Below are 23,662 nucleotides of genomic sequence, written 5' to 3'. Positions count from 1 at the left end.
GATCGGACCTGCCGTGCTGAAATCCTTCCTCCAGAGCAATTTCTCCTCCCTGCGCGGCCCGGCCCGGACGCTGGGCGCGCTGCACTTCGTGGACAGCCTGGGCAGCGGCCTGTTCATGGCGGGCTCGGCGGTGTACTTCGTCGTCGTGGCGGGCCTGCCGATCACCACCGTCGGCCTCGGCCTCTCCCTCGCCGGCTTCAGCGGGTTCGTCTCCAGCATCCTGCTGGGCCGGGTCGCCGACCGGTTCGGGGCCCGGCGGATGCTGGCCGTGCTGCTCACGCTGCTGGCCGGCCTGTACGTGCTCTACCCGCTGGTCGGATCGGCCTGGAGCTTCTTCCCGGTGGTGATCGCCATCGGGGCCCTGGAGTTCGGCTGCGGCCCCGCCTTCGGCGCACTGATCATGGACCTGGTGCCGGAGGCCGACCGGGTCACCGCCCGGGCGGCGCTGCGCTCCCTGTTCAACGTGGGCTTCTCCGGCGGCGCCCTGGCCGCGGCCGCGCTGATCGGGCTCGGCGGGGGCTGGCTGGAGCTGCTGCCGCTGGGCAACGGCCTGACGTTCCTGGCGGCCGCCGCTCTGGTGCTGCGGCTGCCGGCGTCCGGGGTCCGGCCGAACGCGGGCGGCGGCGGGCACTTCAAGGTGCTGCGGGACCGGCCGTTCCTGAGCGTGATCGGCGCGTCCAGCCTGCTGGCGCTGCACAGCGCGGTGCTGCTGGTGGGCATTCCGCTGTGGATCGTGCGCACCACCGATCTTCCGCGGGGCGTGGTGCCGTTGATCCTGGCGGTGAACACGGTGCTGGTGGTGCTGTGCCAGGTCGCCGCCGCCAAGGGCGCGGACACCCTGGACGGCGCCGTCGTCGCGGCCCGCAAGGCCGGCCTGGTCAGCGTGGCGGCCTGCGCGGCGCTCGCGGTGGCCGGGTGGACCGGGGCCTGGCTCACCGGTGTGGTGGCGATCGCGGCCGTCCTGATGTTCACCGCGGCCGAGCTGTGGCAGTCCGCGAGCGGCTTCGGACTGGGCTTCGGGCTGGCCCCCGAGGCGAACCGGGGCGAGTACCTGGGCGCCTTCCACCTGCACGTGGTCGTCCAGGCCACGCTGGGGCCGGCCGTGGTCTCGTTCCTGGTGTCCGTCCACGACTCGCTGGGCTGGCTGGCGATGGGCGCCGTCTTCCTGGCCGGCACGGCGGCCATCGGCCCGTCGGTGGCCTGGGCGCGCCGTACCGCCGACCGCCGCGAGGGCGTGCCGGCCCAGGAGCCCGCCGCCGTCTGAGCGGTGGGGCGCCTCGTCCCGGAGTGCAGCGCTCCTCCAGCGCACCTTGGGACCGTGAGGACTTCACCTCGACAAATCGTCAAGTGGTCAAGTCGTCTTGTGGGAGGCAGCGCATGTCCGCGTCCGTCACCGAGCGCCCCGCCGGAGCCGGTACGCCGGCCCCGGCCGGCGTGCGCCCCGAGCGCCTCGCACGCCCGGGTCTCGCGCTCGCGGTCATCGCGGGCTGCAACGCGATGATCCAGCTCGACGACCCCATCATGAACATCGCCCTGCCCGGCATCCGCGCCGATCTGGGGCTGTCGGCCCTCTCCGCGTCCTGGGTGATCGGCGCCTACCTGCTGGCGTTCGGCGGCCTGCTGCTGCTCGGCGGCCGGGCCGGCGACATCCTGGGGCGGCGCAAGGTCTTCGTCGCGGGCGTGGCGCTGTTCACGGCCGCCGCCGCGGTCCGGGCGGTGGTCCCGAGCGGTGAACTGCTGATCGCCGTACGGGCCGTGGAGGGCGCCGGCGCCGCGTGCGCCGCGGCCAACGGGTTCGTGCTGATGCTGAGCACGTTCGCGGAAGGGCCCGCCCGCAAGCGGGCGATCGCCGTCTGCACCGCGGTCGGCGCGGCCTCCACGGCCGGCGGCCTGCTGCTGGCGGGGGCACTGACCTCGGCGGGCTCCTGGCGCTGGGTGCTGCTGCTCAACGTCCCGATGGGCTTGGGCATCATCCTGCTCGCCCCGCGCGTGATCGCGGAGACCGAGCGGATCCGCGGCCGCTTCGACCTGCGCGGCGCGCTGCTGTCCGCGCTGGGCGCCGCCGCCCTCGTGTACGGGCTGTCGCAGGCGGCCGAACACCCGTGGACCGACGTCCTCGTCGCCGGTCCGCTGCTCGCCGGCCTGGTGCTGCTGTCCGTGTTCGTCGGCACGCAGCGGCGCGCCGCCGAACCGATCGTCCGGCTCGGGCTCTTCCGGGACCGGGACCGGGCGCTGTCCTTCGCGAGCATGCTGGTCCTGCCGGGCGGCCTGATCGGCGCCTACTTCTTCCTGAGCCAGTTCTTCCAGCAGCACCACGGCTGGTCCCCGCTGGAGGCGGCCTTCGGCCTGCTTCCGGTGCCGGTGACGATGGCCGCCATGGCCGGTGTGGGCGTACGGGTGGAGCGGGCGATCGGCCCGAGGCCGATGATGGCGATCGGCACGGCCGCCCTGGTGGCCGAGAACCTGTGGCTCTCCCACCTCGGTGCGGGCGACGCGTACCTGACGGGTGTACTGCCCGGTCTGCTCCTGCTGGGCGCGGGCATGGCGTTCTGCGTGATCCCGCCGACCGTGCTCGCCACGTCGGGGCTGCGTCCCGAGGAGCTGGGCTCCGTGGCCTCCGTGCTCAACGCCCTGCAGTCGGTGGGCGGTTCGCTGTGCATCGCCCTGATGGTGACCGCCTCCGCGGGCCGCGCCGACTTCGCGGACACGATGTCGGCGGGCTTCACCGCCGGCGCCGCCTTCGCGGCGGCGGCCCTCCTCACAGCCCTCTGCCTCCGCCCCCGCCGCCCATCCTGATCGGCGTGCCGACGCGGGCGCACCGGCCGGGTGCGTCACAGCCTCGGCCAGCCCGCTGGAGGGACCAGCAGGGTCTGGAACCGGCACCCACGAGGGTCCTGTCCTGATGAGTCGAGACGTCGAGAACCTCTCTCAACGGCACGGGACCCTCGTGGTCTGCGGACGCCGCCCCGTTCACAGACAACGCCTCGACTACAGAAGCCTGAGACCAGGTGTACGAAGAAAGTGGTCCATGCCCGCCCATTCGAACAGGCATGCGCTCAGGACGGCGTGAACCGTAGGCATGGACAGTTCCCAACTTCCAGCTCTTCTCACACCTCTGAGCTCATCGCCATCCGACAACTCGATACGCAATCCACTGACCGAGAAGACCAAATTGACCACCTCCCCCGAAAGTCGGACCGAGCGTTTCGGGCGGAGGGTATCCGAGTGAGTCGTAATTTGACACGCCTCACCATCCAAGACGGCCAAAACACCCCTCCTGAGCAGCTTGCGTGAAAAGAAGCCAGGCGATGCGAGTCCGCGGACCTTCAACCGCTGCTCTCCCTCAAGGGAGAGGATCCAGTCCTCCCATGCGTCAGCGGCCGACTCGGGATGGCTGCGATCACCTGGGCTTCGAGTCAACGAGACCCGACCGAGAGGCGTGCTTGCGCTGGCATAGACCCCCTCTCGACGAGCTGGCGCGAGCCAGACATCCGAAGGGACTTCCCGAATCAGTTTCAATTTTCCTCAGCCTCCGCCATACCCGCGCCTCACGGCCGCCACGGCTCGCGAGGCACCCCGACCAGCGGCAATGAATGCGACACCGAAGTTGATAGCCTGATGGATTATGGCCCACTTTGTGGGCCAGTTCCCGGCGATGACCGCCCATCCGCGGTGAAGGATCGATTCGCAGACCGACGGCCGTACAGGCCGATGCGGGCGGCGCCCGCCCGGGCGCCTGCCCCCGCCCGGACACGCGTCAGCCCCCGTACGGGTCCCTTGCCGGGGCCGACGGGGGCTGTGCTGTCCGGCGCTACTTCAGCAGGGTCCGGAACTCCTCGAAGTCGAGGACCCCGTCGTGGTTCGCGTCGGCCGCCATGGCCTTCTTGACCTCTTCCGCGAGGTGCCCCTGGGCGCCCTCGGCCTTGAAGCCCTCGGCCAGTTCGACGATGTTGATCCGCCCGTCGCCGTCCGTGTCGATCTCGTCGAACAGCGCCCTGAGTTCGGCCTCGGTCATGACGTTCCCCTCTCGCATCACAGGACCCCGAAGGTCCACACGGCCCACCACCCTGGCAGATCCGCTCCGTGATCATCTGCACCGTACCCCCGAACGGGTGTCACACCCACCTGGACCTGGGGCTGGCCCCAGGTGGAACGGGTGGGTGGCGGGATCGTCCCGCCCGGCCGCGGCCGGACATGCTGGGCCCGGCGGATAGCGCCGGATTCCCGATGATTCCTTAGGAGTTGGCCCGTGCGTGAACAGGAATGGCAGGCTTTTCGTCCCTCCGGCCGGCGGCAGCAAGGTGGCCGGCGCAGAGCGGCGGGGGCCGCGGCGGCCGTGGCCGCCGGCGTCCTGGCGATCGGCGCACTGGCGCCGCCGGCGGCGTTCGCCGCCTCCCGGCCCGACCCCGTCCAGCGGGGTCTGAACTCCCTGGTGCGCGACGACGGCCTGCCCGGCGCGCTGGCGAGCGTCACCGGCCCCGACGGCCGCACCCGTACGTACACCGCGGGCGTCGGCGACCTGGCCACCGGATCGAAGGTGCCCCGGGACGGCCAGGTGCGGATCGGCAGCAACACCAAGACCTTCACCGCGGTGGTCGTCCTCCAACTGGTCGGCGAGGGACGGATCGGCCTCGACTCCCACGTCGACGACCACCTCCCGGGCCTCGTGCGCGGGGAGGGGATCGACGGCCGCCGCATCACCGTCCGCCAGCTCCTCCAGCAGACCAGCGGGCTGCCCGACTACACCCGGGCCGACCTGCGGCCCCGGTACTACGAGCCCCGCGAGCTGGTCGGGTTCGCCCTGCGGTACAAGGCCGATTTCGACCCCGGCGAGCGCTGGGCGTACAGCAACACGAATTACGTCCTGGCCGGCCTGATCGTGGAAGCGGTCACCCACCGCCCCCTCGCGCAGGAGATCGACCGGCGCGTCATCCGGCGCATCGGACTGCGCCACACCTATTTCCCGGCCCCCGGTGACGCGACCATCCGGGAGGTACACCCCCACGGCTACTACCGCGAGGAGCCGGGCGGGCCGCTGCTCGACATCACGGAGACGGACCCCTCCTGGGGCTGGGCGGCCGGCCAGATGGTCTCCACCAACACCGACCTCGCCCGGTTCTTCTCCGAGCTGCTCGCCGGCCACCTCCTCCCGAAGGCCCAGCTCGACCAGATGCGCACGACCGTCCCCGCCGGGCGCCCCTTCGACTCCCGTGCGCGCTACGGACTGGGACTCGTCGGCACGCCGCTGTCCTGCGGCGGCCTGTCCTGGGGCCACGGCGGCAGCTTCCCCGGGTACGAGACCCGGGGCGGGGTCACCGACAGCGGCCGCGCCGTCAGCATCGCCGTGACGGCCAGGCCTTCGGACGGGGCCGCCATGCAGCGCTTGGAGCACCTCGCGGACACGGCCCTCTGCGACCGCTGACCCCGGCCGCCGCCCCCGGGCCCCGCTACGACTCCTGGCGGGTGGCCGCCCACAGGGCCCGGGACAGGTCCTGGGCCGAGGCCGGACTGCCGTCGGCGGTGCCGCCGATCGACACCAGCGGGGCCCGCCAGCCGTGGGCCCCGATGCGCTCGGCCACCTCGTACGCGACGGCTCCGCCGCCGGAGAAGCAGCCCAGCAGCAGCGGCTCGGCCGCGGCGAGGACCGGCCGCAGCGCCCTGAGGCAGGCCGTGGCATCGGCCGGGGCGTCGAGGGTGACCAGCGCCTGCAGTCCGCGGTGGGCCCGCGCCACCGCCGCGTAGCACTCCGCCGGCGCGTCCGGGGGCGGTACGAGCAGCACCGTCCCGGCGCCGGGGTAGGCGGCGGGCCGCAGCGTGACCAGCCGGGGCGCGGCCGCGGGCGGCGCGGCCACCGCGCCCGGTACGGGCAGGCCGTCGAGCAGCGTCAGCGCGTCGGCGACGGTGATGCGGCGGAGGTCGGCCTCGGGGAGCTCGCGCAGCAGCAGGGCGGTCTGGGCGAGGATCCGGGCCGCGTCGGCGTCGGCGAGGCGGGCCCGGTCGCTGTCGGCGGTCAGGACGAGGCCGCCCGCGCGGTCGTGGCGGGCGGTGAGGGCGAACGGCAGCCCGGTGTACGCCTCGACGGACTCCGGCGGGCCCACGCGTACGTCGGCCTCGGCCAGTTCCCCGTCCACCGGATCGTCGGCGTCCGCCCCGGGCCGGGCGGGCACCCGGTCGAAGGTGAGCAGCGTTTCGGTGAGCGGCGCGTGCGCGCGGGGGCCGGCCTGCTCCCGGATCTGCCCGGCGGAGACCCACTCGTAGGCGGCCAGGCCCAGCGCCCGGTCCCGCAGGTCGCTCAGCAGCCGGGACAGCGGGGCCGCCGGGTCCACCTCCACGGACAGCGGGAGAGGGTTGCCGAGCGGGCCGGGCAGCCGGTCGGCGCCTTCGAGGGCGATGCCGCGACCGGACACGGTCACGCCGAAGGCGACGGCGAGGGGCTCGGCGGCGCGGGCCGCGGACGCCGCCCGGTGCAGTTGGAGGGCCCAGGCGGCGTGCAGGGCGGTGCTCTCCGCGACCCCGCACGAGGCCGCCCACCCCCTCAGCCGCGCCGCCTCGGTGGGGTTGAGCCGCTCGACCGCGCGGCCGTACCTGCTGCCGGCCTCGCCGGGAGCGGGCCGGCGGCCCGCCACCGGGACGGCGGGCAGGGTACGGGCCCCGGCGGGCGGGGCGGCCAGGTCCCAGAACGCGCGGGCCGGGCCCGGGTCGCGGGCGGCCAGCCAGCGCAGGTGGTCGGGGAGTGCCGGGCGGCGCTCGCCCCCGGCCGGGCGGCCGTCGGCCGCGTACGCCCGCAGGAAGGAGCGCAGCAGCTGCCGCACGCTCGGGGCGTCGAGCAGGGCCTGGTGGTACGTCAGGACGATGCGGGCGTCGGGGCCGTGGGCGCCGGGCTCCCCGTCGACGCGGCGGATGCGCAGCGGGCCGGGCCGGCCGAGGTCGAAGGCCTGCTCCCGCTCGCTGCGGAGCACGGCCGACCAGGCGGCCGCCCCGCCGGCCGGGCCGGGCGCGCCGTCGGGCTCGTACGGATCGTGCCGGACCGGGATCCGGGCCCGCTCGTGCACGGTGACGACGGGCCCGCTGCCGCCCCGGCCGGGGCCGGGTGCGAACGCGGCGCGCAGCACGGCCTCGCGGTCGGCGACGCTCTGCCAGGCCTCGTCGAACCGGTGCCGGTCCAGCGGCCCGTACCAGCGCAGGTGCAGCTGGCCGAGGTGGAGCGGCGGTCCGGGCGGGGCGGCCATGGCGTCGAGCAGCACCTCGCGCTGGCGGGCGGAGGCGGGCAGCCCGCCGGGGGCTCCGGCCGGGTGCGTCCCACGATCGGGGCGCGGCTGCTGCGGCAGGGCGGCCAGCACCCCCGACCACCAGCCCGGGCGGCCGTCGGCGGCGGCCGGGTCGGTGAGCAGGTCGGCGAGGCGGCCGGCCAGGCCGGGCCGGCCGGCGGGCCGTTCACCGGGCCGGCAGGTCAGCTGGAGCGTGTGGTGGGTGGCGGTGTGCCGGCGCAGCGTCGGCCCGCATGGCGCGGCCATGGCGAGGGCATTGGCAAGGAGCGGGGCGTCGAGGGGCCCGAGCAGGTCGAGTGCGAGCGGCGTGCCGGGCGCGATCACCACCGTCATGGCGCCGTCCATCCGCCCCTCCCCCGTCCCCATTGCATGCCGCAGAAACGCCTCCGAGAAGGACGAGTCAAGTCGAGGTCAATTCTAAGGTAAAAACAAGTCAAACGACATGCCCCAAGCCCCGGAGTGTCTTATTCCACATGGAAGTTGGCGAATTCCGCGTGGAACTGCCCGCATTTCAGGGTGATTCAAGACAGCCGCCCTGATCGGGCCCGCATCAGGCGGGGTCAGGGGGGTCAGAGGGGTCGGCGAGGCCAGGACGGGCTCGGGGCGGATCAGGCCGGCCGGAGCAGCGCCGACACCATGCCGACGAACCCCTCGTCGAGCATGGTGGACACCGAGCTGTCGCGGGACGTGTCCAGCCCGGCGTCGTGGCAGGCGACGCTGAGCAGGTAGCGCCCGGCCACCGGATAGGTTCCGAACGCCCATTCGCCGTGCGTGGCGGGCGAGCCGTCGGGAGTGAGCAGCCCGGTCTCCCCGCTGCTCGCCGTGGCGAAGCCGAACTCGGCGAAGCCCATCCGCAGGCCCAGTCCGAGCGCCTTCGTGTACGCCTCCTTCAGCGTCCACAGCCGCAGCATGCCGGCCGTCTGTCCGCGCTCCCCCAGCGCCGCGAGCTCGGCGCGCTCGGCCGGGGTGCAGACCTGGTCCTGGAGCAGCTCGAAGGACAGCCTGCGGTCGGCCGGTTCGGTGTCGACGCCGATGCGCCCGTTGCGGCTGATGCCGACCGCGATCAGATCGTCGGTGTGGGTCAGGCTCAGGTCGATCTGGTCGAACCCGCGCAGGTAGGGGCGGCCCCCCGGCTTGTACGAGAGGTCCAGCTCGGCGGGCCCGCAGCCGAGCGCCGCGGCGGCCGTGTACCGGATCGCCAGCCGGGAGGCCACGAAGCGGTGCCGGGCGGTGGCGTCGGCGGTGTCCCGGTAGCGCGCCCAGTCGCGGCCCAGCAGGATCCGCAGCGCGGCCCCGGAGCCCGGCTCGGCCGGCCACTCCTTCCAGGTGGTGTACACGGAGGCGTTGCCGCGTCGGGTCATGCCCGCGGCCACCTCCGCCCAGGGCCCGTCGGGCCCCGCCGCGTGGACGGGCACGCTCAGCAGCGGCGAATTGTGCCAATTCATCAGGTGTCCCCTCCGGTCACTGGGCCAGCTCGGCGGCGTCGAGGTCGCAGCTGCGGCCCGCCCGGTAGCGGCGTACGAGCTCCTCCAGCACCTGGCCGAGGCAGTCGTCGGGCAGCTCCGGCACCGGGATGCCGAGCCGGCCGCCGATCCGGGTCAGCGCGAGCACCGCCCAGGCGGGCGAGGCGAGGAAGGGCTCGCTGCCGTCCTGTCCCTCCCAGGTCCCCAGGACCGCGGCGGCCGCGAGCACCAGCGCGTAGCGGTCGCTGAGCACGCACCACGCGGGGTCGGCCAGGGCGGCCGCGCCCGGCGGGATCGCCCGGCACTGCTCGCGCAGCGCCCGCAGTTCGGTGACGAACGCCTCGGCCAGGTCGGCGAGGACGGCGAGTTGCCCGCCCACCCCGCGGACCTCCGCGAGCCGGGCGGCCGAGCCGACGAGGGAGGCGGCGAGGAAGTCCCCGCCGTCGGCGATGCCGAGGAGCCGGTAGTCGAGGTGCGGCAGGCCCGCGCCGGACCGGAAGAGCTCGGACGGCGGCTCCTCCTCCTTGAACCAGGCCCGCTCGGCCAGCGCCCGCAGCTGCGGCACGATCACGGCCTGGCAGGCGGCGGTCCCGGCGTGCCCGAGCCCGGCGACCGGCAGGTCGCGCGAGAGTTTGTCCAGCGCCCCGTACTCGGGCGTGCCGTGCTGGTAGCCGCGCGAGCCGAGTACGGCCGCCAGCTCCTCCAGGCTCTCGCGCAGCAGGTCGGGGACCACGTACTTGACGGCCGCCGCGAGCACGTGGGTTCGGTCGGGCAGCAGGCTCAGGGCGCGCAGCGCGACGGTGGCCATGGAGTCGCAGGCCAGCAGATCGGCGAAGACCCCGGCCAGCGGCTTGTGGAAGCGGCGGGCGACGGGACGGCTGCGGCCGGTGGTGGCGGCCCGTACGGCGGAGTGCAGGACGGTGCCGGCGGCGGCCACGGCGGTCGCGGCGATGACGCAGCGGTTGACCTGGTACGTGCGCAGCGCCAGGGCGACGCCTTCGCCGACGCGGCCGACGAGGGCCCCCTCGGGGACCTCGCAGTCGGTGAACCGCAGTCCGGAGAAGAGGGATCCGCGCATGCCGGCGGTGGCGACGCGCGGCAGCCGGGTCAGGCCGCCGGCGGCGGTGAGCTCGTCCGGGTCCAGCAGGAGGACGGAGTGGCTGAGCGGGCTGCGGGCGCGGTCGGTCCGGGCGTAGACCACGTACGCCTGTGCCCGGGCGGCGTTGATGATGACGTCCTTGCGGCCGTTGAGCGAGAAGCCGCCGCCGGCCAGCGGGGCGGCGGTGAACTCGTCGCGCAGGATGGCGTTCGCGTGGGCCAGCTCGTGGTGGACGATCGAGGCTCGCCCGCCGCCGAGCAGGACGTCGGCGGTGGCCCGGCGCTGGGCCGTGCTCCCGGCCGACCACACGGCGGAGGTCGCGAACAGCGAGGTGATGCCGGAGCCGAAGCCGAGGGCGAGATCGCGGCGGAAGACCGGGCGCAGCACCTTGACGAGCAGGTCGGCGCGGGTGAGCCGGCCGCCGAACTCGGCGGGCACGAACTCCGCGCCCAGGCCCGCCCCGACGAGCAGCCGCTCGGTGGCCGCGGGCGGCTCGCGCCGCTCGTCGGCGGCGAACAGGGCGCCGAGCCCGTGCGGGTTGGCGGGGTCGTACGGGTCGCCGAGCAGGGCTTCGAGGCGCGCGGCCCGGCGCAGCGCCTCGGTCTCCTCGGCGGCGCGCCCGGCGGCCCGGCCCGCGGCACCGCGGGCGTCGGCGCCGCGGGCGGCCCCGTTCTCGGGACGACGCGTGGGGGTCTCGGTGGTGGTGGCCATGGCGGCGGAGATCAGCTCCTTCGTCCGGGACTCTCGGCCTGCTGCGCGCAGTCCGCGGGGCTGGTCCGTCCTCTGTTGCGGGTGTTGCGGTGTCACGGGTCCTGCGGTGTCACGGGTGTTGCGGTGTCACAGGTCCCGCGGTGTCACGGGTCCCTGCGGTGTCACGAGACCTGCCGTGTCACGGCTCCTGCGGCTCTTCAGCGTGCGGGGATCCGCTCGACACCCGCTTGAGGCGTCGTACAGCGGCGTCCGGGAGGCGCCGGAGACCGGCCACCGGGGTCACCGGTGGCGGCCTGCGGCCTGTCCTTCGGTCCGTTCGGGCCCTTCGATGTGCAGCAGCACGGCCCGGGCGGCGCGCAGTTCGCAGCCGGGCAGCGTGTCCTCGGGGTCGGGCCCGCAGGGGTGGGGGCGGGTGAACCCGGCCGCCTCGAGGGTGCGGACGGCGTCCGCGGTACGGATGACCTGGTGGGTCTGGAGCAGCAGCCGTTCGGGCCGCAGGGGGCGTTCGCCGGCGCCCGGGCCGATGGCCCGGCCGGTCGCCGTGCAGACGAGGTGGACGGTCCGCGGCGCGGTGGCGCTCTCGCGGGCCGCCTTCAGGAACTCGGCCTCGGCGGCCCGCGCGGCGCCGGGTGCGGGCCGTGGCGGGACGAGGCGGCCGAGCGCGGCGACGAGCCGGGCCGCGTCGGCCAGGGTGAGCACGCCCGCCACGTGGGCGGCGGAGAGTTCGCCGGCGCCCTGGCCGGCGACGGCGTCGGCGCGCAGGCCCCAGCTCTGCCAGAGCCGGTACACGGCGACCTGGAAGGCGAACAGCGCCGGCTGGGCGAACTCGGCCCGGCGGATCAGGCCCGAGTCCACCCCGCCCTCGGGGGCGAAGACCACGGCGGCCAGCGGCAGCCGCAGCCAGGGGTCCAGTGCGTCGCGTACGCCGTCGTACGCGGACCGGAAGGCGGGGACGGAGCAGTACAGCTCGCGGCCGAGGGCGAGGCGGCGGCCCGCGTGGCCGGTGAACAGGACGGTCAGGGGCGGGGCGGGCGCTCGCCGGGGCGGGCGCGGCCGGCGTGGCCGGCGGGCGAGGAGGGCGGCCGCGTCATCGGACACCGGGCGCCGCCTCCACGGTCTCGTACAGACCGGGCTCGGGGGTGGCCAGCGGGCCGAGGTCCTTGACGAGGGCCTGGAACTGCTCGCTGCGGACGGCGTTGGCGTGGGCCGCGGCGTCCTCCCACACGGCCAGTTCGAGGAAGACCCGCTCGTCGCCGAGGTGGCGCAGGGCCTCGTGTCCGATGTAGCCGGGCTGGCTGCTCATATAGGCGGTCAGCCGGTCCTTGACGGCCAGGAACCGGTCGATGTCACCGTGCACGGTCAGCTTGTTGACGAAGGTCACCATGGGGGCTCCTCGGGTCTGCGGGTCTTGGGGTCCGGGTGCCACGCTCGGCGGCGCGGCTCGAAGAGCCCTGGAAGACGGCTCGACCACTCCTCCAGCCCGCTCGGAGGATCCTTCCCCGGGCGCGGACGGCCACCCCCCTAACTCCGGGAATCAGCCGTACAGGGGGTGTGCGAGGGGGAACCCCAGAATGCGGGGGCCTCCATGGATCCTGCCGGATTTCCGTAATAGCTTGAGGGTTCCTCGACCGCTGGCCCTGGAGGTGCCCGTGCGCATCCGACCGATGCCGGGGGTGCGTGTCGCCTCCGTGGACGCCGACGGCCGCCTGGAGCTGCTGGCCGCGTCCACCGGCGGACCGGAGAGCTACCGCTGCGGCCCGGTGGGCACGGCGATGTGGATCGCCCTGCGCCAGCACGACGGCGACACCGCGGCCGCGGCCGATCTCCTGGCCCGCCTCTGGAACACGGTCCCCGAGAACGCCCGCGCCGACCTGGACATCTGGGTGGAGGAGATGCGCGACGCGGGCCTCCTGCACGCCGTCGCCTGACCGTCAGGCCTTCCGGGCGGACTTCCAGTCCTCGACGAGGAGTCCGAGCAGCACCTCGTCCGCGAACTCGCCGAGCACCCAGGCCGAGGAACGCAGCACGCCCTCGCGGACGAAGCCGTTGCGCTCGGCGGAGCGCAGCATCGCGTCGTTGTCCGACAGCGTCTCGATCTGCAGCCGCTGCAGGCCGCGCACGACGAAGCCGTAGTGGCAGAGCACGGCGACCACGTCGGTGCCGTAGCCCTTGCCGCGAGCGGCCGGCAGCAGGCCCAGCCCGATGTGCGCGGACCGGTTGTGGTTGTCGATGCCCCACAGGTTCGCCATGCCGACCAGGGTGCCGCTCTCCAGATCGACCACGGAGAACGGGACGCGCCCGTGCTCGTTGTCGTCCACGACGAGCCGCGGGTCCTTCGAGCCGGGCGTGATCGGCCGCCACGGCCGTCCTTCGGCCCGCGAGCCGTTGACCACGTCGTCGTAGAGCCCGGTCCGCAGGAGCGGGATGTCTTCCTCGTGCCGGGCCCTGAGCCCGACCTTGGTGCCACTGAGCATGTGAGCTTCCTATCCGACCGCTCCGACCGGCCGCAAACCGATAAGGCGACCGCGCCGCGGCGGCCCCGCGTCAGGGCACGGCCCGGCGCGTCGCGGCCGCCGTCAGGGCGCGGGAGAGGGACTCCGTGTCCGGGGCCACGGCGACCGCGGGCGCGGGCCAGCCGAAGGCCGCCGTGCGGCGGGCGATCTCATGGGCCAGCGGGGCTCCGGCCGGCCGGCAGCCCAGCACCAGCGGCTCGCCCGCCGCAAGGACCGGGCGCAGCGCCGCCAGGCAGCCCGCGGCGTCCACCGGCGTGTCGAGAACGGCCAGTTGCCCGTCCCAGGGATGGATCCGGGCGAGCGCCGAGTAGCAGCCCGCGGGTCCGCCCGGGGGCGGGACCAGGACGACGGCCCCGGCCCCGCGCCGGGCCGCCTGCCGCAGCACGACCAGCCCCGCGGCCCCGGCGGGCTGCCGGTCGGCGGCCGGATGCGCGTCCCCGGGCGGGGGCCAGGGGCCCAGGAGGCGGAGGGTTTCCGCCACCGTCGTCGACCGGCGGTCGGTGGTGGGGAATCCGCGCAGCAGGCGCGCCGTGCCGTGGACGGCTGCGCGGGCGTCCACGAGCCCGGTGCGGTCCTGCACGCCCGTCAGCACCAGGCCGCCCTCGCGGTCGTGGTGCGCCGTCAGGGACAGGGCGTGGCCACCGGGGGTGGCCACCGCCTCCGGTTCCGTCAGGCGTATGCCCTGGGCCGCCAGCTCCTCGTCCAGCGGGTCCGCGTCCGCCGGCGGCGGGGGGTCGAAGGACAGCACGGTCCGCGCCAGTGGCGTGGCCGGGGTCCGGCCGCTCCATGCCCGGACCTGGCCCATCGAGACCCATTCGTACGTCGAGAGCTCCAGCGCCCGGTCGGCGAGATCGGACAGCAGGCGGCTGAACGGCCGGTCGGGGTCCACCTCCACCGACACCGGCAGCGCGGTGGTCAGCGGTCCCGGCAGCCGGCAGGCGCCGTCGAGGGGGATGCCGCGGCCGGACACGGCCGTCGCGAACGCCACCGGGACCGGGCCGCCGGCCGGTACGGACCGGCGCAGCTGGAGGGCCCAGGCCGCCTGGAGGGCGGTGCTCTCCGTCACGCCCTGCCCGGCCGTCCAGTCCCGCAGCAGCGAGGCCTCGTACGGGGCGAGCCGTACCGTCGTGCGGACCCCGGCCGCGCCGCCGCCCCCCGGCGGCAGCGTGGCCGAGCCCGCCGGCGGCGCGGCCGCCGACCAGAAGGCGCGGGCCGGGGCGCGGTCCCGGCCCGCCAGCCAGCGCAGGTGGTCGCGCAGGTCCGGGCGCCGCTCACCGCCGGCGGCACCCCCCTCCGCGAGATAGGCCCGGGCGAAGGCGCGCACCAGCAGCCGTACGCTGCGCCCGTCGAGCGCGGCGTGGTGGTACGTCAGGATCACGCGCGTCGGCCCCGCCGGGCCGGGCTGCTCGTCGAGCAGCGCGATCCGCAGCAGTCCGGGCCGCGTCGGCTCGAAGCCCCGCCGCCGCTCGCCCGCGAGCAGCGCCTGCCAGTCGGCGGATCCGTACGGATGGCGCACCAGCTGCGGCACGACCCGCCGGTGTACGACGACCCGCGGCCCGCCCCGGGCCCCGTACGGCGCGAACGCGGCCCGCAACACGGCCTCCCGGTCGTACACGCACTGCCAGGCGGCCAGGAACCGCCGCGTGTCCAGCGGCCCGTACCAGCGCCAGTGCGACTGTCCGACGTGCAGCCCGGAGTCCGGCCGGGCGGCCATGGCGTCGAGGAGCACCTCGCGCTGCCCGGCGGACGCGGGCAGTCCGGGCCCGGAACGTGCGGGTCCGGGGTGTGCGGGCGGGCCGGCCTGCTCGGAACCGACGCTCATCCTCTCCCCCTCGTCTCGGCCTCGGACTTCAAAGGGGTCGAGTATGCGCGGGGTTCCCACGTTTCGCTGACGCGCTCCTGACACGCCGCCGGAGTTCCGGTGGAGCCGGGCGGTGTCTGCGCACAGTCCCGCCCGGCCCGGCAGGGACCGCAGGACGCGGCCCGGGCTCACAGCATGCGGATGGCGGTCTCCGCATGCCGCTTCGCCAGCCCCAGCGTCGCGAGGCTGTTGCGCCCGAGCGCCTCGCGGACGTACGTCCTGGCCGCGGCCAGGTCCGCGCCCGGTCCCAGCACCCGCTCGACGGCCTCCTCCCGCAGCAGCACGCTGTGCTGCGCGACGGCGGTGACCCCGCTCTCGTCCGGCACCAGCGACCACTCTCCGGTGTGCGCGGCCATCAGGGCCGGGGTCGCGGTCTGCTTGTAGACGATCCGGCCGGCCGCCGGGAAGCACACCCGCACCGACTCCGTCGTGTGCGCGGCCCCGTCGGCGGTCACCGTGTCCATGCTCAGCAGCTGCACCCCGGGCGCGTCCTCCGTCACCGCGACGCGCGAGACGTGCGGGACCCGGTCCGGCCAGTCGGCGGCCTCGTACAGGAACTGGTAGGCCAGATCGGCCGAGCCCTTGATCCGTACGGAGTCCTCGAAGGACAGCAGCAGGCCGTCGAGCCGGGTCCAGCCCTCCGCGGCCTCCTTCAGCGTGGCCAGCTGGGCGCGGCTGTTGGTGTCGGTGGCCTCCTTCGTCCAGTCGACGTCGGCGGGCCGGTCGCCGGCGACCGCGAAGTCGTGCAGCAGGACGAGCCGCGAGCGCGCGGTGCCCCGCGGCTCCACGATCCAGCTGCCGCCCATCGAGACGACGGGGGCGGCGGGGACCTCCTGGCGGAAGTCGATCCGCAGCCGGGTCGCGTCCAGGGTCCGGCGCGAGAGCCAGGACCTGACGGTCCCGTTCGCGGTCACCCACATGTGGAACCGGTCCCGGGATCCGTCGAAGTCGAGCCGCTCGACGTGGATGCTCGACGGGAAGTACAGCGGCCACTGGGTCGTGTCCGCGATCAGCCCGTAGACCACGCCCGCGGGCGCGTTGACGTCCACGGAATAGGACGTGCGGTGCACCTGCTGGACCGACATCGCCACACCTTTCCGTCACAAGTGATCCAGAGTCTGTCCGTCCCGGCCGGAGCTCCGGTCGAGACGACCTGGAGCCCGGTCCGGAACGCGGTCGCCGCGCCTCAGCGCGCGAGCGCCGACTCCGCGTACTGCTTCGCGTACGTCATCGTCGCCGTGCTGTTGCGGCCGAGCGCCTCGCGCACGTACCGGCGGGCCGCCGCGAGGTCGGCCGACGCGCCCAGCACCCCGGCGACCGCCTCCTCCCGGAGCACCACCCCGTGCTGCGAGGTGACCGTCGAGCCGTACGCACCGCCCGTGACCGTCCACACCCCGGTGTGCGCGGACATCAGGGCGGGGGTGCGGGTCTGCTTGTAGACGATGCGGCCGGCGGCCGGGAAGCACACGCGCACCGACTCCGCCGTGTGCGCGGACCCGTCCGCGGTCAGCGTGTCCATGGCCATGACCTGGACCCCGGGCAGCTCCTCGGGCTCGGTGAGCTCCAGCCTCGCCACGTGCGGCAGCAGCCGCGGCCACTGTTCGGCGCGCTCAAGGAAGGCGTAGACGAGCTCCGGCGGGGCGTCCACGCGCACGGTGTCCTCGAAGGACATCACGAGGTCGTCGAGACCGCCCCAGCGCTCGCCGAGCCGTGCCAGGTTGGCCAGCTCCGCCCGGCTGTTGGTGTCGGTGGCGCGCTCGACCCACTCGACGTCCTCGGCCCGGTCGCCCGCGACCGAGAAGTCGTGCAGCAGGACCAGCCGTGAGCGCTCGGCGCCCAGCGGCTCCACGATCCAGGTGCCGGTCATCGCCGACAGCGGGGCCGCGGGGACCTCCTGGCGGAACTCGATGCGCCGCGCCGCCGCGTCGAGCACCCGGCGCGAGGTCCAGGACTTGACCCGGCCGTTCGCCGTCGCCCACATCCGCAGCCGCTCGCTCGCGCCGTCGAACTCCAGGCGCTCCACGTACACGTTGGGCGGGAAGTACAAGGGCCACCGCACGGGGTCCGCGATCAGTCCGTAGACCACGCCCGCGGGGGCGGCCACCTCGGTCTCGTGCACGCTACGGTGCACCCGCTCGGCCGCCATCAGAAGTTGCCCAGCCCGCCGCAGACGTTCAGCGCCTGCGCGGTGACGGACGCGGCGAGGTCCGTGGTCAGGTAGCCGACCATGGCCGCCACCTCCTGCGGGGTCGCGTAGCGCCCCAGCGGGATCTTCGCCTCGAACTGCTCCTGCACGTCCTCGGTCGTGGTGTCCCAGGCCGCCGCGTAGCCGGCCCGCACGCGCTGCGCCATCGGGGTCTCCACATAGCCCGGGCACACCGCGTTGACCGTGATCCCGGCCGGGGCCAGCTCCTTGCCGAGGGCCTTGGTGAAGCCGACCACGGCGTGCTTGGACGCCGAGTACGGGGCGCCGAGCAGGACGCCCTGCTTGCCCGCCGTGGAGGCGATGTTGATGATCCGGCCCCACGGGGCGCCGCCGAGGCCGCCGCGCTTGAGGACCTCCCGGGTCAGCAGGAAGACGCTGTTCAGGTTGGTGTCGATCACGTCGTACCAGAGCTCGTCGCTGATGTCGGCGGTCGGACCGCCGCCGCTGCGCCCGGCGTTGTTGACCAGGACGGAGACCGGGGCGTCCCACTCCGCCACGGCGGCGGCGACCAGCTCCGCGACCGCCTCGCGGGAGCGGACGTCGGCGGCGGCGCCGGCGACGTCCAGGCCCTCGGCGCGCAGCTCCTCGACGGTCCGCTTCACGTTCTCCGGGGTCCGCGCGCACAGGAACACCCGGTGCCCGCGGCCCGCCAGGTCCCGTACGACCGCCAGGCCGATGCCGCTCGTGCCGCCGGTGACGAGCGCGACCGGCTTCCGCGGCGCCGCCGACGGCGCCGACCCTGTTGTCGTCGTGGACGTTGTCGTCATCGGTGCGCCTCCAGTACCCGTGGTGGAACTCCGACCGTGTCGCGGAGCTCTGGAGGTGCGGTGGACGCGGGGTCGAGCCCCGGTACGGGTCCTGCCGCGGCGGGCTCCGCAGCGGCGGCCTCCGCCGGCCGCCCCAGCGGCGCCAGGGCCCGCGCGAGGGCGCGCTCCGTCAGGGCGGCGCCGCCCGCGGCGACGTAGCCGTCGGGCCGGATCAGCAGCCAGCCGCCCGGCCGCAGCCCCAGCGCGCGCCGCAGCACCCCGTCGGGATCGGCCAGCGGACGGGGGCCGTCGGGCACGTCGGGTCCGTCGGGCAGGCCCTGCGTCCCGTCGGGCAGGCCCTGCGCCCCGTCGCCCACCGTCCGTACCGACAGCCAGTCGGGGTGCGCGCGGGCCGTCGCGGCCGCCACCGCCCGCAGGGTCGCGCCCGGACCGCCCGCCTCCCACACCAGGGACCAGCGGGTGTCGCGCAGTTCGGCGCGCAGCGCCTCGGAGCCCGGGTCCCCGCGCCGGGCGGCCGCCGCGGCCGCCCGGGAGCCGACGGGCAGCCCCGCCAGCGGATCGGCGGTGCTCAGCGGGCTGTCCCCGTACGACAGCCGCAGCCCGGACATGCCGCCGAGCACCTTGCGCTGGATGGCACGGCGCAGCGGCGCGATGTTCCGTACGAAGGTGAAGACGACGGGCAGCGCCACCCCGGCGAGGGCGTTCTTGAACTGGACCAGGAAGGTGGCCTTGCGGGTCGATCCGATCAGCGCCTTCCCGATCGGCACCCGCTCCTGCCCGTACGTGGCCAGCAGCTCGGGCCCCGCCTGCCCGCGGGCGGCCATCGCCAGCTTCCAGGCGAGGTTGTACGCCTCCTGGACGCCGGTGTTCATGCCCTGCCCGGAGGCGGGGCTGTGCACGTGGGCCGCGTCGCCCGCGACGAAGCAGCGGCCGTCGTGCATGCGCGGCACCATGCGCTGCTGGAAGGTGAACACGGAGGTCCACTCCGGTTCGCCGACCCGCACCGGGCGGCCGAGCCCGGCGCCGAGCTTCTCCGAGAAGCGCCGCGCCACGTCCTCGCCCTCCGGCCGCGCACCGGGGGCGGTGTCGAGCAGCCGCCAGTACCCCTCGCGCTGGTACGGGACCATCATCAGGGCCTGGCTGCCGGTGTGGACCCAGTAGATGGTGTCGGGCGGCAGGTCGGTGGAGACGGGTGCGTCGGCCAGGGCCCAGGTCTCGCTGGACTCGCCGAGCAGGGGCAGCCCCAGTTGCTTGCGCACGGTGCTGTGGCCGCCGTCGCACCCGACCAGCCAGGGCACCTCGTACTCCTCGATGGCGCCGTCGGGGTGCTCCAGGCGGGCCCGTACGCCGTCCTCGTCCTGGGTGAACGAGTCCAGCCGCACCCCCCACTCCACGGTGACGCCGAGCCGGGCGAGGGCCTCGCGCAGCACGGCCTCCGTCTCGGTCTGGGCGATGATCAGGCTGTACGGGAAGCGGGTGGGCATCGACGCGTAGTCCGCGTCGAGGCGCACCAGCCGGCTGCCCCGCGCGTACATGGTGAAGGCCCGGTTCTTGCGGCCCCGGGCGAGGACCCCGTCCACGAGGCCCATCTGGTCGAAGGTCTCCAGGGTGCGCGGGTGGACGGCCACGGCGCGGCTCTCGCGGGCCGGTCCGGGGGCCCCGTCGACGAGGCGTACGCGCAGCCCCCGCCGGGCCAGTTCATGGGCGGCGGTCAGGCCCACGGGGCCCGCCCCCACCACCAGGACCCGGGCGGACCCGGCCGCCCCGGACGGTGTGCCGGTACTGCTCGCCACGTGGTTGCTCCTCTGCTGTTCGTGCGTACGGAAAGGACGGGCGCGGGCCGCGGGCGCGGGCCGAGGGCCTGGGCTCACCCGGCCGCGGCCTCCGCGGCGGCCCGGCCGCGCAGGCTGAGCCGCAGCGGGCGCCGGTCGGGCTTGCCGACGTGGTTGCGCGGCACGGCGTCGAGCACCTCGACGCGGCGGATCTGCTCGAAGTCGTTCAGGCGGGCGTTGGCGCGCTCCACGATGGAGTCGAGGACGTCGAGCAGGCCGGGCGCGGTGGGGTCGCGCAGCACGATGCCGGTCCACACGAGCGCGCCGTGCACCGGATCGGGCCAGCCCGCCACGATGCATTCGGCGACGCGCGGGTCGGCGCCGATGACGTCCTCGACCCCGCTGGGCGAGACGAGTTCGTTGTCGTACTTGAAGACGTCGTCGAGCCGGTCCACCAGGAACAGCACGCCGTCCTCGCCCAGGTATCCGACGTCCCCGGTGGAGAACCAGCCGTCCGCGTCGACCGGCGGGGGCGCGGTGTCGTCGAGGTAGCCGGCCATCACCTGCGGCCCGCGGACCTGGACCTCGCCGGTGGCGTACACGTCGAGCGGGGTGCTGGTGTCCACGGCGACGATGCGGCATTCGGTGCCCGGTACGGCGGGTCCCACCGAGCCGCTCTTGGGGCTGCGCGGGCTCTGGCAGTGGGAGAGCGGGGAGAGCTCGGCCAGCCCGTACCCCTGGATGACGGGCACGCCGAGGCGGGCGCGCAGGGTCCGGGCGGCCGTCGGGGACAGGGCGGTGCCGCCGGAGAGCACGGCGGTCAGGCGGCGCCCGGCCGGGAAGTCGTGGGTGAGCCGCTCGTCCTGGGCGAGGCGGTGCAGCCGCGCGGGCAGCCCGTAGTAGTGGGTGGCCCCGGCGCGGGCGGAGGCGGCGAGCGAGGCGACGGGGTCGGGGTCGGTGCACAGCACCTGGCAGGCGCCCGCGTACACGCCCGAGTTGAGGTGCATGGTGTGGTAGAGCGGCAGGTGGTTGAGGGTGACCGAGTCGCTGCCGAGGTCGTGCGCGGCGGCGGTCTGGGCGGCGTTCGCCACCAGGTTGCGGTGGGTGAGCCGGACGCCCTTGGGGCGGCCCGTGGTGCCGGTGGTGAACTGGATGCAGGCGTCGGAGTCCAGGTCGACGGTCCCGGGCAGGTCGGTGCGCTCGGGCGCGCGGGCCAGGGCCTCGGCCAGCGGGAGGGCGTCGCCGGGGACCACGCCGTCGGGTGCGTCCGTCACGACGACGGTGTGCAGGTGCGGCAGCCGGTCGCCCGCCTTGACCAGCAGTTCGGCGGTGGCGGTGGGGACGAAGGCCACCTCGGCCGCGGCCGTCCGCAGGACGTGGACCAGGCCCGCCTCCTTCATCAGCGGGTTCACCAGCACGACGGTGTTCCCGCTGCGCACGGTCCCGTAGTAGGCGGCGGCGAAGACGGGGTCGAGGACGCTTGCGACGCCGACCCGGGCCCCGCGGCGGCCGAGGGTGTGCTCCAGGTAGGAGGCGAAGCGGTCGGCCCGGCCGTCCAGTTCCGCGAAGGTCACCGTCTTCGTGACGCCGGCTCCGGTCGCGGTCCGGATCGCCCGGCCGGCGGGGTCGCGGACCGCCGCCCGGCGCAGCAGGCCGTCCAGCGGGAGTTCCGGGTACGCGAATCTCGGCATGGTGCTCTCCTCCTGGCTCCCGAAGGGGTGGCCGCGGCTGCGGCGGCGCCCCTGGACCTGTCGGCCCAGCCTGGGCAGGGACGCTTGAGGAGTCTTCGAAGAGCGCTCGATCTGCGGTGCGGATGCTGTCGGGAACCGATGGAACGGAGTCCCCCGATGACAGCGACGACGACGGCGGCAGTGCGGGAGTTCGGCCTGCTGTACGCGGAGGTCCAGCAGTTCTACTCACGCCAGATGCAGCTCTTCGACTCCTTCGAGGCCGAGCCGTGGGCGCGGACGTTCACCGAGGACGCCGTCTTCGACGTGCCGACGCTGCCCGCGCCGGTGGTCGGGCGCGCGGCCCTCGCCTCGAACGTCCGGCGCAACGCGGAGGTCCAGGCGGGCAGCGGCGAGCAGCTGCGGCACTGGCTGGGCATGCTGGACGCGCGGCCGCAGCCCGACGGCACGGTGCACACCCGCAGCTACGCGCTGGTGTACCTGACCCCGCGCGGCGGTGAGCCGAAGGTGCACCGGGTGTGCGTGATGGAGGACGTACTGGTCCCCGCGCCGGGCGGCTGGCAGGTCGCCCACCGCCTGGTGACGCGCGACGACCTGCCCTGACCGGCGGCGGGCCGCGGGAAGGTCCGCGGGGGCCGGTCCTCGGGGCCGCTCCGCGGGGAGCCGGTCCGCGAGGACCGGCCTACAGCGACCGGTTGACGTGCAGCACCGGGAACAGGTCCGTGCGGACCCCCGCCGGATCGTGGCCGTGCGCGACCTTCCGGGTGATCTTCGCGCCGATCGGGGTGCGGGTGACGACCGCCGCCGCCCGCGCCCGCAGGAACGCGGCGGCCGGCCCGCCCCCGCCGAACAGCGAACGGGCCTGCATCACCTGCATGCGGTGCACGGCGGCCGCCGCCGGGGCGCGCCGGTCCCGGTAGGGCGCGAGGCGCGCCGCCGTCGGCTCCCCGTCGGCCAGCGCGCGGACGAGTACGGGGTGCAGCGCGGCGGCGTCCTGGAGGGCCAGGTTGATGCCCTGGGCGCCGATCGGCCCGTGGGTGTGGGCGCTGTCGCCGAGCAGTACGAGCCCGTCGCGCACCCACTCCTCGGCGTGCGAGGCGAACACGTCGAGCAGGGTCAGGTCGGCCATCGAGGTGATCTGCTCGTGCACGAGGTCGGCGTACTGCGGCAGCACCTCGGCCAGTTCCCACCGGATGTCCTCGATGCCGCGCCGGACGGCGCCGTGCCAGCCGCCGTGCGGCAGGGTCCAGCCGATCCGCAGCCGGTCGGGGTGGGTGTCGTGGACGAGTACGGCGCTGCCCGCCGCGCGGTGCACCCGTACCTGCCCGGTGGCCTGGCCCGGCGCGTGCAGCGAGAACCACACCACGTCGTGGGCGAAGGACTCGCGGCGCCCGGCGTCGATGCCGGCGAGCGCGCGGGTCTTGGAGAACCGGCCGTCGGCGCCGACGACCACCTGGGCCCGCACGGTGACGGGCACCCGGTCGGGGCCGTTGACCACGGCGCCCGTGCAGGGCCTGTCCGGGCGCTTCTGGACGAGCGCGGCGATCCGGTGCCCTTCGAGCAGGGTGAATCCGGGCAGCTCCCGGCAGGCGGCGAGGAGTTCCTCCAGCAGGTGCGGCTGCGGGAGGGCCAGCAGGTGGTCGTACGGGGCGGGCAGCCGCCCGTAGTCGATGTCGAGCAGCACTCGCTCCCGCTCCAGCACTTGGAACCCGCGCAGGCGGGCCGACCCGCGGGCCGTCGCCCCGGCCAGGACGCCGAGCTCGTCGAGGATCCGCTGTCCGCCCGGCTGGAGGATCTCGCCGTGGAACTCGCGGCGGAAGGCGGTGGAGCGTTCGACCAGGGTCACGCGGACGCCGGAGCGCAGCAGCATGAGGGTCAGGGCCAGCCCTGCTGGTCCTGCGCCGATGACGCAGACGTCGGTGTCGAGGGTGGCGGCGGTGTCGGTGGTGGGGGTCTCCTGGATCACGAATCAGACCGCGGCCCGTGCGGAGAGCACCTCGTTGACCATGGCGAGGTAGCGGCGGGGGGTGTCGGCGTCGTCGAGCGCCTCCTCGTCGAGGAGCACGTCGTACTCGCGCTCGATGTACCCGGTGGTCTGCAGGACGGCGAGCGAGTCGTAGCCCAGCTCGAACCAGTTCAGGTCCAGGACGTCGCCGTCGAGGTCGACGCCCTCCTCCTCGCCCGCGCACTCGCGCAGGATGCGCTTCAGGTCGTCGAGTTCCAGCCGGTCCATGGTCTCCCTCTTGTTCTGGTGGGTGGTGCGGGGGTGGATACGGGTCGGGCGCCCGGGTGATGCGGTCGGGCGCCCGGGGGA

The 23,662-nt window shown here is 74.9% G+C and carries 20 protein-coding genes; 5 read left to right on the top strand and 15 right to left on the bottom strand.

Features of this window, described 5'->3' with window-relative positions; translation table 11 throughout:
* Positions 1–13 precede the first annotated feature (13 nt).
* Together ACFYZS_RS24575 and ACFYZS_RS24570 are read left to right on the top strand one after the other, a co-directional pair.
* Positions 14–1,264 (top strand): MFS transporter, encoded by a 1,251-nt coding sequence (locus ACFYZS_RS24575; protein ID WP_389016360.1) that lies wholly within the window; start codon positions 14–16, stop codon positions 1,262–1,264.
* Between the two features lie 113 nt (positions 1,265–1,377).
* Positions 1,378–2,796 (top strand): MFS transporter, encoded by a 1,419-nt coding sequence (locus ACFYZS_RS24570; RefSeq protein ID WP_389016358.1) that lies wholly within the window; start codon positions 1,378–1,380, stop codon positions 2,794–2,796.
* A 1,015-nt stretch (positions 2,797–3,811) separates the two neighbouring features.
* On the opposite strand, the gene ACFYZS_RS24565 is transcribed toward ACFYZS_RS24570, so the two are convergent.
* Positions 3,812–4,033, bottom strand: coding sequence for an EF-hand domain-containing protein (locus tag ACFYZS_RS24565; protein WP_385574241.1), 222 nt, complete (start codon positions 4,031–4,033; stop codon positions 3,812–3,814).
* A 216-nt stretch (positions 4,034–4,249) separates the two neighbouring features.
* Between ACFYZS_RS24565 and ACFYZS_RS24560 the strand changes: the two genes are divergently transcribed.
* Positions 4,250–5,422: a serine hydrolase domain-containing protein gene (locus ACFYZS_RS24560; RefSeq protein WP_389016355.1), complete on the top strand. Its 1,173-nt coding sequence runs from the start codon at positions 4,250–4,252 to the stop codon at positions 5,420–5,422.
* A gap of 25 nt (positions 5,423–5,447) precedes the next feature.
* On the opposite strand, the gene ACFYZS_RS24555 is transcribed toward ACFYZS_RS24560, so the two are convergent.
* From ACFYZS_RS24555 to ACFYZS_RS24535, 5 genes are all read right to left on the bottom strand, one after another.
* Complete coding sequence (locus ACFYZS_RS24555) at positions 5,448–7,613, bottom strand: condensation domain-containing protein (protein WP_389016352.1); 2,166 nt, start codon at positions 7,611–7,613, stop codon at positions 5,448–5,450.
* Between the two features lie 263 nt (positions 7,614–7,876).
* Positions 7,877–8,713, bottom strand: a complete 837-nt coding sequence (locus ACFYZS_RS24550; protein ID WP_389016349.1) for a 4'-phosphopantetheinyl transferase family protein — start codon at positions 8,711–8,713, stop codon at positions 7,877–7,879.
* A gap of 16 nt (positions 8,714–8,729) precedes the next feature.
* Positions 8,730–10,541 carry an acyl-CoA dehydrogenase gene (locus tag ACFYZS_RS24545; RefSeq protein ID WP_389016346.1) on the bottom strand — a complete coding sequence of 604 codons (1,812 nt, stop codon included), beginning with the start codon at positions 10,539–10,541 and terminating at the stop codon, positions 8,730–8,732.
* A 279-nt stretch (positions 10,542–10,820) separates the two neighbouring features.
* A complete protein-coding gene (locus tag ACFYZS_RS24540; protein WP_389016343.1) occupies positions 10,821–11,639 on the bottom strand; it encodes an acyltransferase domain-containing protein in 819 nt (272 codons plus the stop codon).
* Complete coding sequence (locus ACFYZS_RS24535) at positions 11,629–11,925, bottom strand: antibiotic biosynthesis monooxygenase family protein (RefSeq protein ID WP_389016340.1); 297 nt, start codon at positions 11,923–11,925, stop codon at positions 11,629–11,631. Before ACFYZS_RS24535 ends, ACFYZS_RS24540 begins: the two co-directional genes overlap by 11 nt.
* A gap of 265 nt (positions 11,926–12,190) precedes the next feature.
* Here ACFYZS_RS24535 and ACFYZS_RS24530 point away from each other — a divergent pair, with 265 nt between their 5' ends.
* The gene (locus tag ACFYZS_RS24530; RefSeq protein ID WP_389016337.1) at positions 12,191–12,469 is read left to right on the top strand and encodes a PqqD family peptide modification chaperone; all 279 of its coding nucleotides are present in this window, start codon (positions 12,191–12,193) and stop codon (positions 12,467–12,469) included.
* A gap of 3 nt (positions 12,470–12,472) precedes the next feature.
* Here the strand turns inward: ACFYZS_RS24530 and ACFYZS_RS24525 are convergent, their stop codons facing one another.
* The 7 genes from ACFYZS_RS24525 to ACFYZS_RS24495 all read right to left on the bottom strand — a co-directional run bounded on the left by ACFYZS_RS24525 (position 12,473) and on the right by ACFYZS_RS24495 (position 21,351).
* Positions 12,473–13,015, bottom strand: coding sequence for a GNAT family N-acetyltransferase (locus tag ACFYZS_RS24525; protein WP_389016334.1), 543 nt, complete (start codon positions 13,013–13,015; stop codon positions 12,473–12,475).
* 70 nt (positions 13,016–13,085) lie between these two features.
* Positions 13,086–14,876, bottom strand: coding sequence for a condensation domain-containing protein (locus ACFYZS_RS24520; RefSeq protein ID WP_389016332.1), 1,791 nt, complete (start codon positions 14,874–14,876; stop codon positions 13,086–13,088).
* 167 nt (positions 14,877–15,043) lie between these two features.
* Positions 15,044–16,000 carry an aromatase/cyclase gene (locus tag ACFYZS_RS24515; protein WP_389016329.1) on the bottom strand — a complete coding sequence of 319 codons (957 nt, stop codon included), beginning with the start codon at positions 15,998–16,000 and terminating at the stop codon, positions 15,044–15,046.
* A 101-nt stretch (positions 16,001–16,101) separates the two neighbouring features.
* Positions 16,102–17,034: an aromatase/cyclase gene (locus ACFYZS_RS24510; protein ID WP_389016327.1), complete on the bottom strand. Its 933-nt coding sequence runs from the start codon at positions 17,032–17,034 to the stop codon at positions 16,102–16,104.
* 26 nt (positions 17,035–17,060) lie between these two features.
* Complete coding sequence (locus ACFYZS_RS24505) at positions 17,061–17,888, bottom strand: SDR family NAD(P)-dependent oxidoreductase (RefSeq protein ID WP_389016325.1); 828 nt, start codon at positions 17,886–17,888, stop codon at positions 17,061–17,063.
* The gene (locus ACFYZS_RS24500; RefSeq protein WP_389016322.1) at positions 17,885–19,681 is read right to left on the bottom strand and encodes an FAD-dependent oxidoreductase; all 1,797 of its coding nucleotides are present in this window, start codon (positions 19,679–19,681) and stop codon (positions 17,885–17,887) included. Before ACFYZS_RS24500 ends, ACFYZS_RS24505 begins: the two co-directional genes overlap by 4 nt.
* Before the next feature lie 74 nt (positions 19,682–19,755).
* Positions 19,756–21,351, bottom strand: coding sequence for a class I adenylate-forming enzyme family protein (locus ACFYZS_RS24495; RefSeq protein WP_389016320.1), 1,596 nt, complete (start codon positions 21,349–21,351; stop codon positions 19,756–19,758).
* Between the two features lie 156 nt (positions 21,352–21,507).
* Between ACFYZS_RS24495 and ACFYZS_RS24490 the strand changes: the two genes are divergently transcribed.
* Positions 21,508–21,951 (top strand): nuclear transport factor 2 family protein, encoded by a 444-nt coding sequence (locus ACFYZS_RS24490; protein WP_389016317.1) that lies wholly within the window; start codon positions 21,508–21,510, stop codon positions 21,949–21,951.
* 79 nt (positions 21,952–22,030) lie between these two features.
* On the opposite strand, the gene ACFYZS_RS24485 is transcribed toward ACFYZS_RS24490, so the two are convergent.
* Together ACFYZS_RS24485 and ACFYZS_RS24480 are read right to left on the bottom strand one after the other, a co-directional pair.
* Entirely contained in the window at positions 22,031–23,314 is a 1,284-nt protein-coding gene (locus tag ACFYZS_RS24485; RefSeq protein WP_389016315.1) for an FAD-dependent monooxygenase, read from the bottom strand.
* Positions 23,315–23,317: 3 nt separating this feature from the next.
* A complete protein-coding gene (locus tag ACFYZS_RS24480) occupies positions 23,318–23,581 on the bottom strand; it encodes an acyl carrier protein (RefSeq protein WP_053692531.1) in 264 nt (87 codons plus the stop codon).
* Between the last annotated feature and the right edge of the window lie 81 nt (positions 23,582–23,662).

This window comes from Streptomyces sp. NPDC001903, assembly GCF_042891345.1.
Classification (GTDB): Bacteria; Actinomycetota; Actinomycetes; order Streptomycetales; family Streptomycetaceae; genus Streptomyces.
The sequence above is the reverse complement of the archived record's forward strand: the minus strand, read 5'-3'. Positions and strand labels throughout refer to the sequence as shown.

Coding starts and splice junctions, on each gene's coding strand:
- ACFYZS_RS24555 (WP_389016352.1), bottom strand. CDS start 7,613: ATGGACGGCGCCATGACGGTGGTGATCGCGCCCGGCACGCCGCTCGCA.
- ACFYZS_RS24535 (WP_389016340.1), bottom strand. CDS start 11,925: ATGGTGACCTTCGTCAACAAGCTGACCGTGCACGGTGACATCGACCGG.
- ACFYZS_RS24565 (WP_385574241.1), bottom strand. CDS start 4,033: ATGCGAGAGGGGAACGTCATGACCGAGGCCGAACTCAGGGCGCTGTTC.
- ACFYZS_RS24505 (WP_389016325.1), bottom strand. CDS start 17,888: ATGACGACAACGTCCACGACGACAACAGGGTCGGCGCCGTCGGCGGCG.
- ACFYZS_RS24525 (WP_389016334.1), bottom strand. CDS start 13,015: ATGCTCAGTGGCACCAAGGTCGGGCTCAGGGCCCGGCACGAGGAAGAC.
- ACFYZS_RS24480 (WP_053692531.1), bottom strand. CDS start 23,581: ATGGACCGGCTGGAACTCGACGACCTGAAGCGCATCCTGCGCGAGTGC.
- ACFYZS_RS24490 (WP_389016317.1), top strand. CDS start 21,508: ATGACAGCGACGACGACGGCGGCAGTGCGGGAGTTCGGCCTGCTGTAC.
- ACFYZS_RS24545 (WP_389016346.1), bottom strand. CDS start 10,541: ATGGCCACCACCACCGAGACCCCCACGCGTCGTCCCGAGAACGGGGCC.
- ACFYZS_RS24515 (WP_389016329.1), bottom strand. CDS start 16,000: ATGTCGGTCCAGCAGGTGCACCGCACGTCCTATTCCGTGGACGTCAAC.
- ACFYZS_RS24495 (WP_389016320.1), bottom strand. CDS start 21,351: ATGCCGAGATTCGCGTACCCGGAACTCCCGCTGGACGGCCTGCTGCGC.
- ACFYZS_RS24570 (WP_389016358.1), top strand. CDS start 1,378: ATGTCCGCGTCCGTCACCGAGCGCCCCGCCGGAGCCGGTACGCCGGCC.
- ACFYZS_RS24550 (WP_389016349.1), bottom strand. CDS start 8,713: ATGAATTGGCACAATTCGCCGCTGCTGAGCGTGCCCGTCCACGCGGCG.
- ACFYZS_RS24520 (WP_389016332.1), bottom strand. CDS start 14,876: ATGAGCGTCGGTTCCGAGCAGGCCGGCCCGCCCGCACACCCCGGACCC.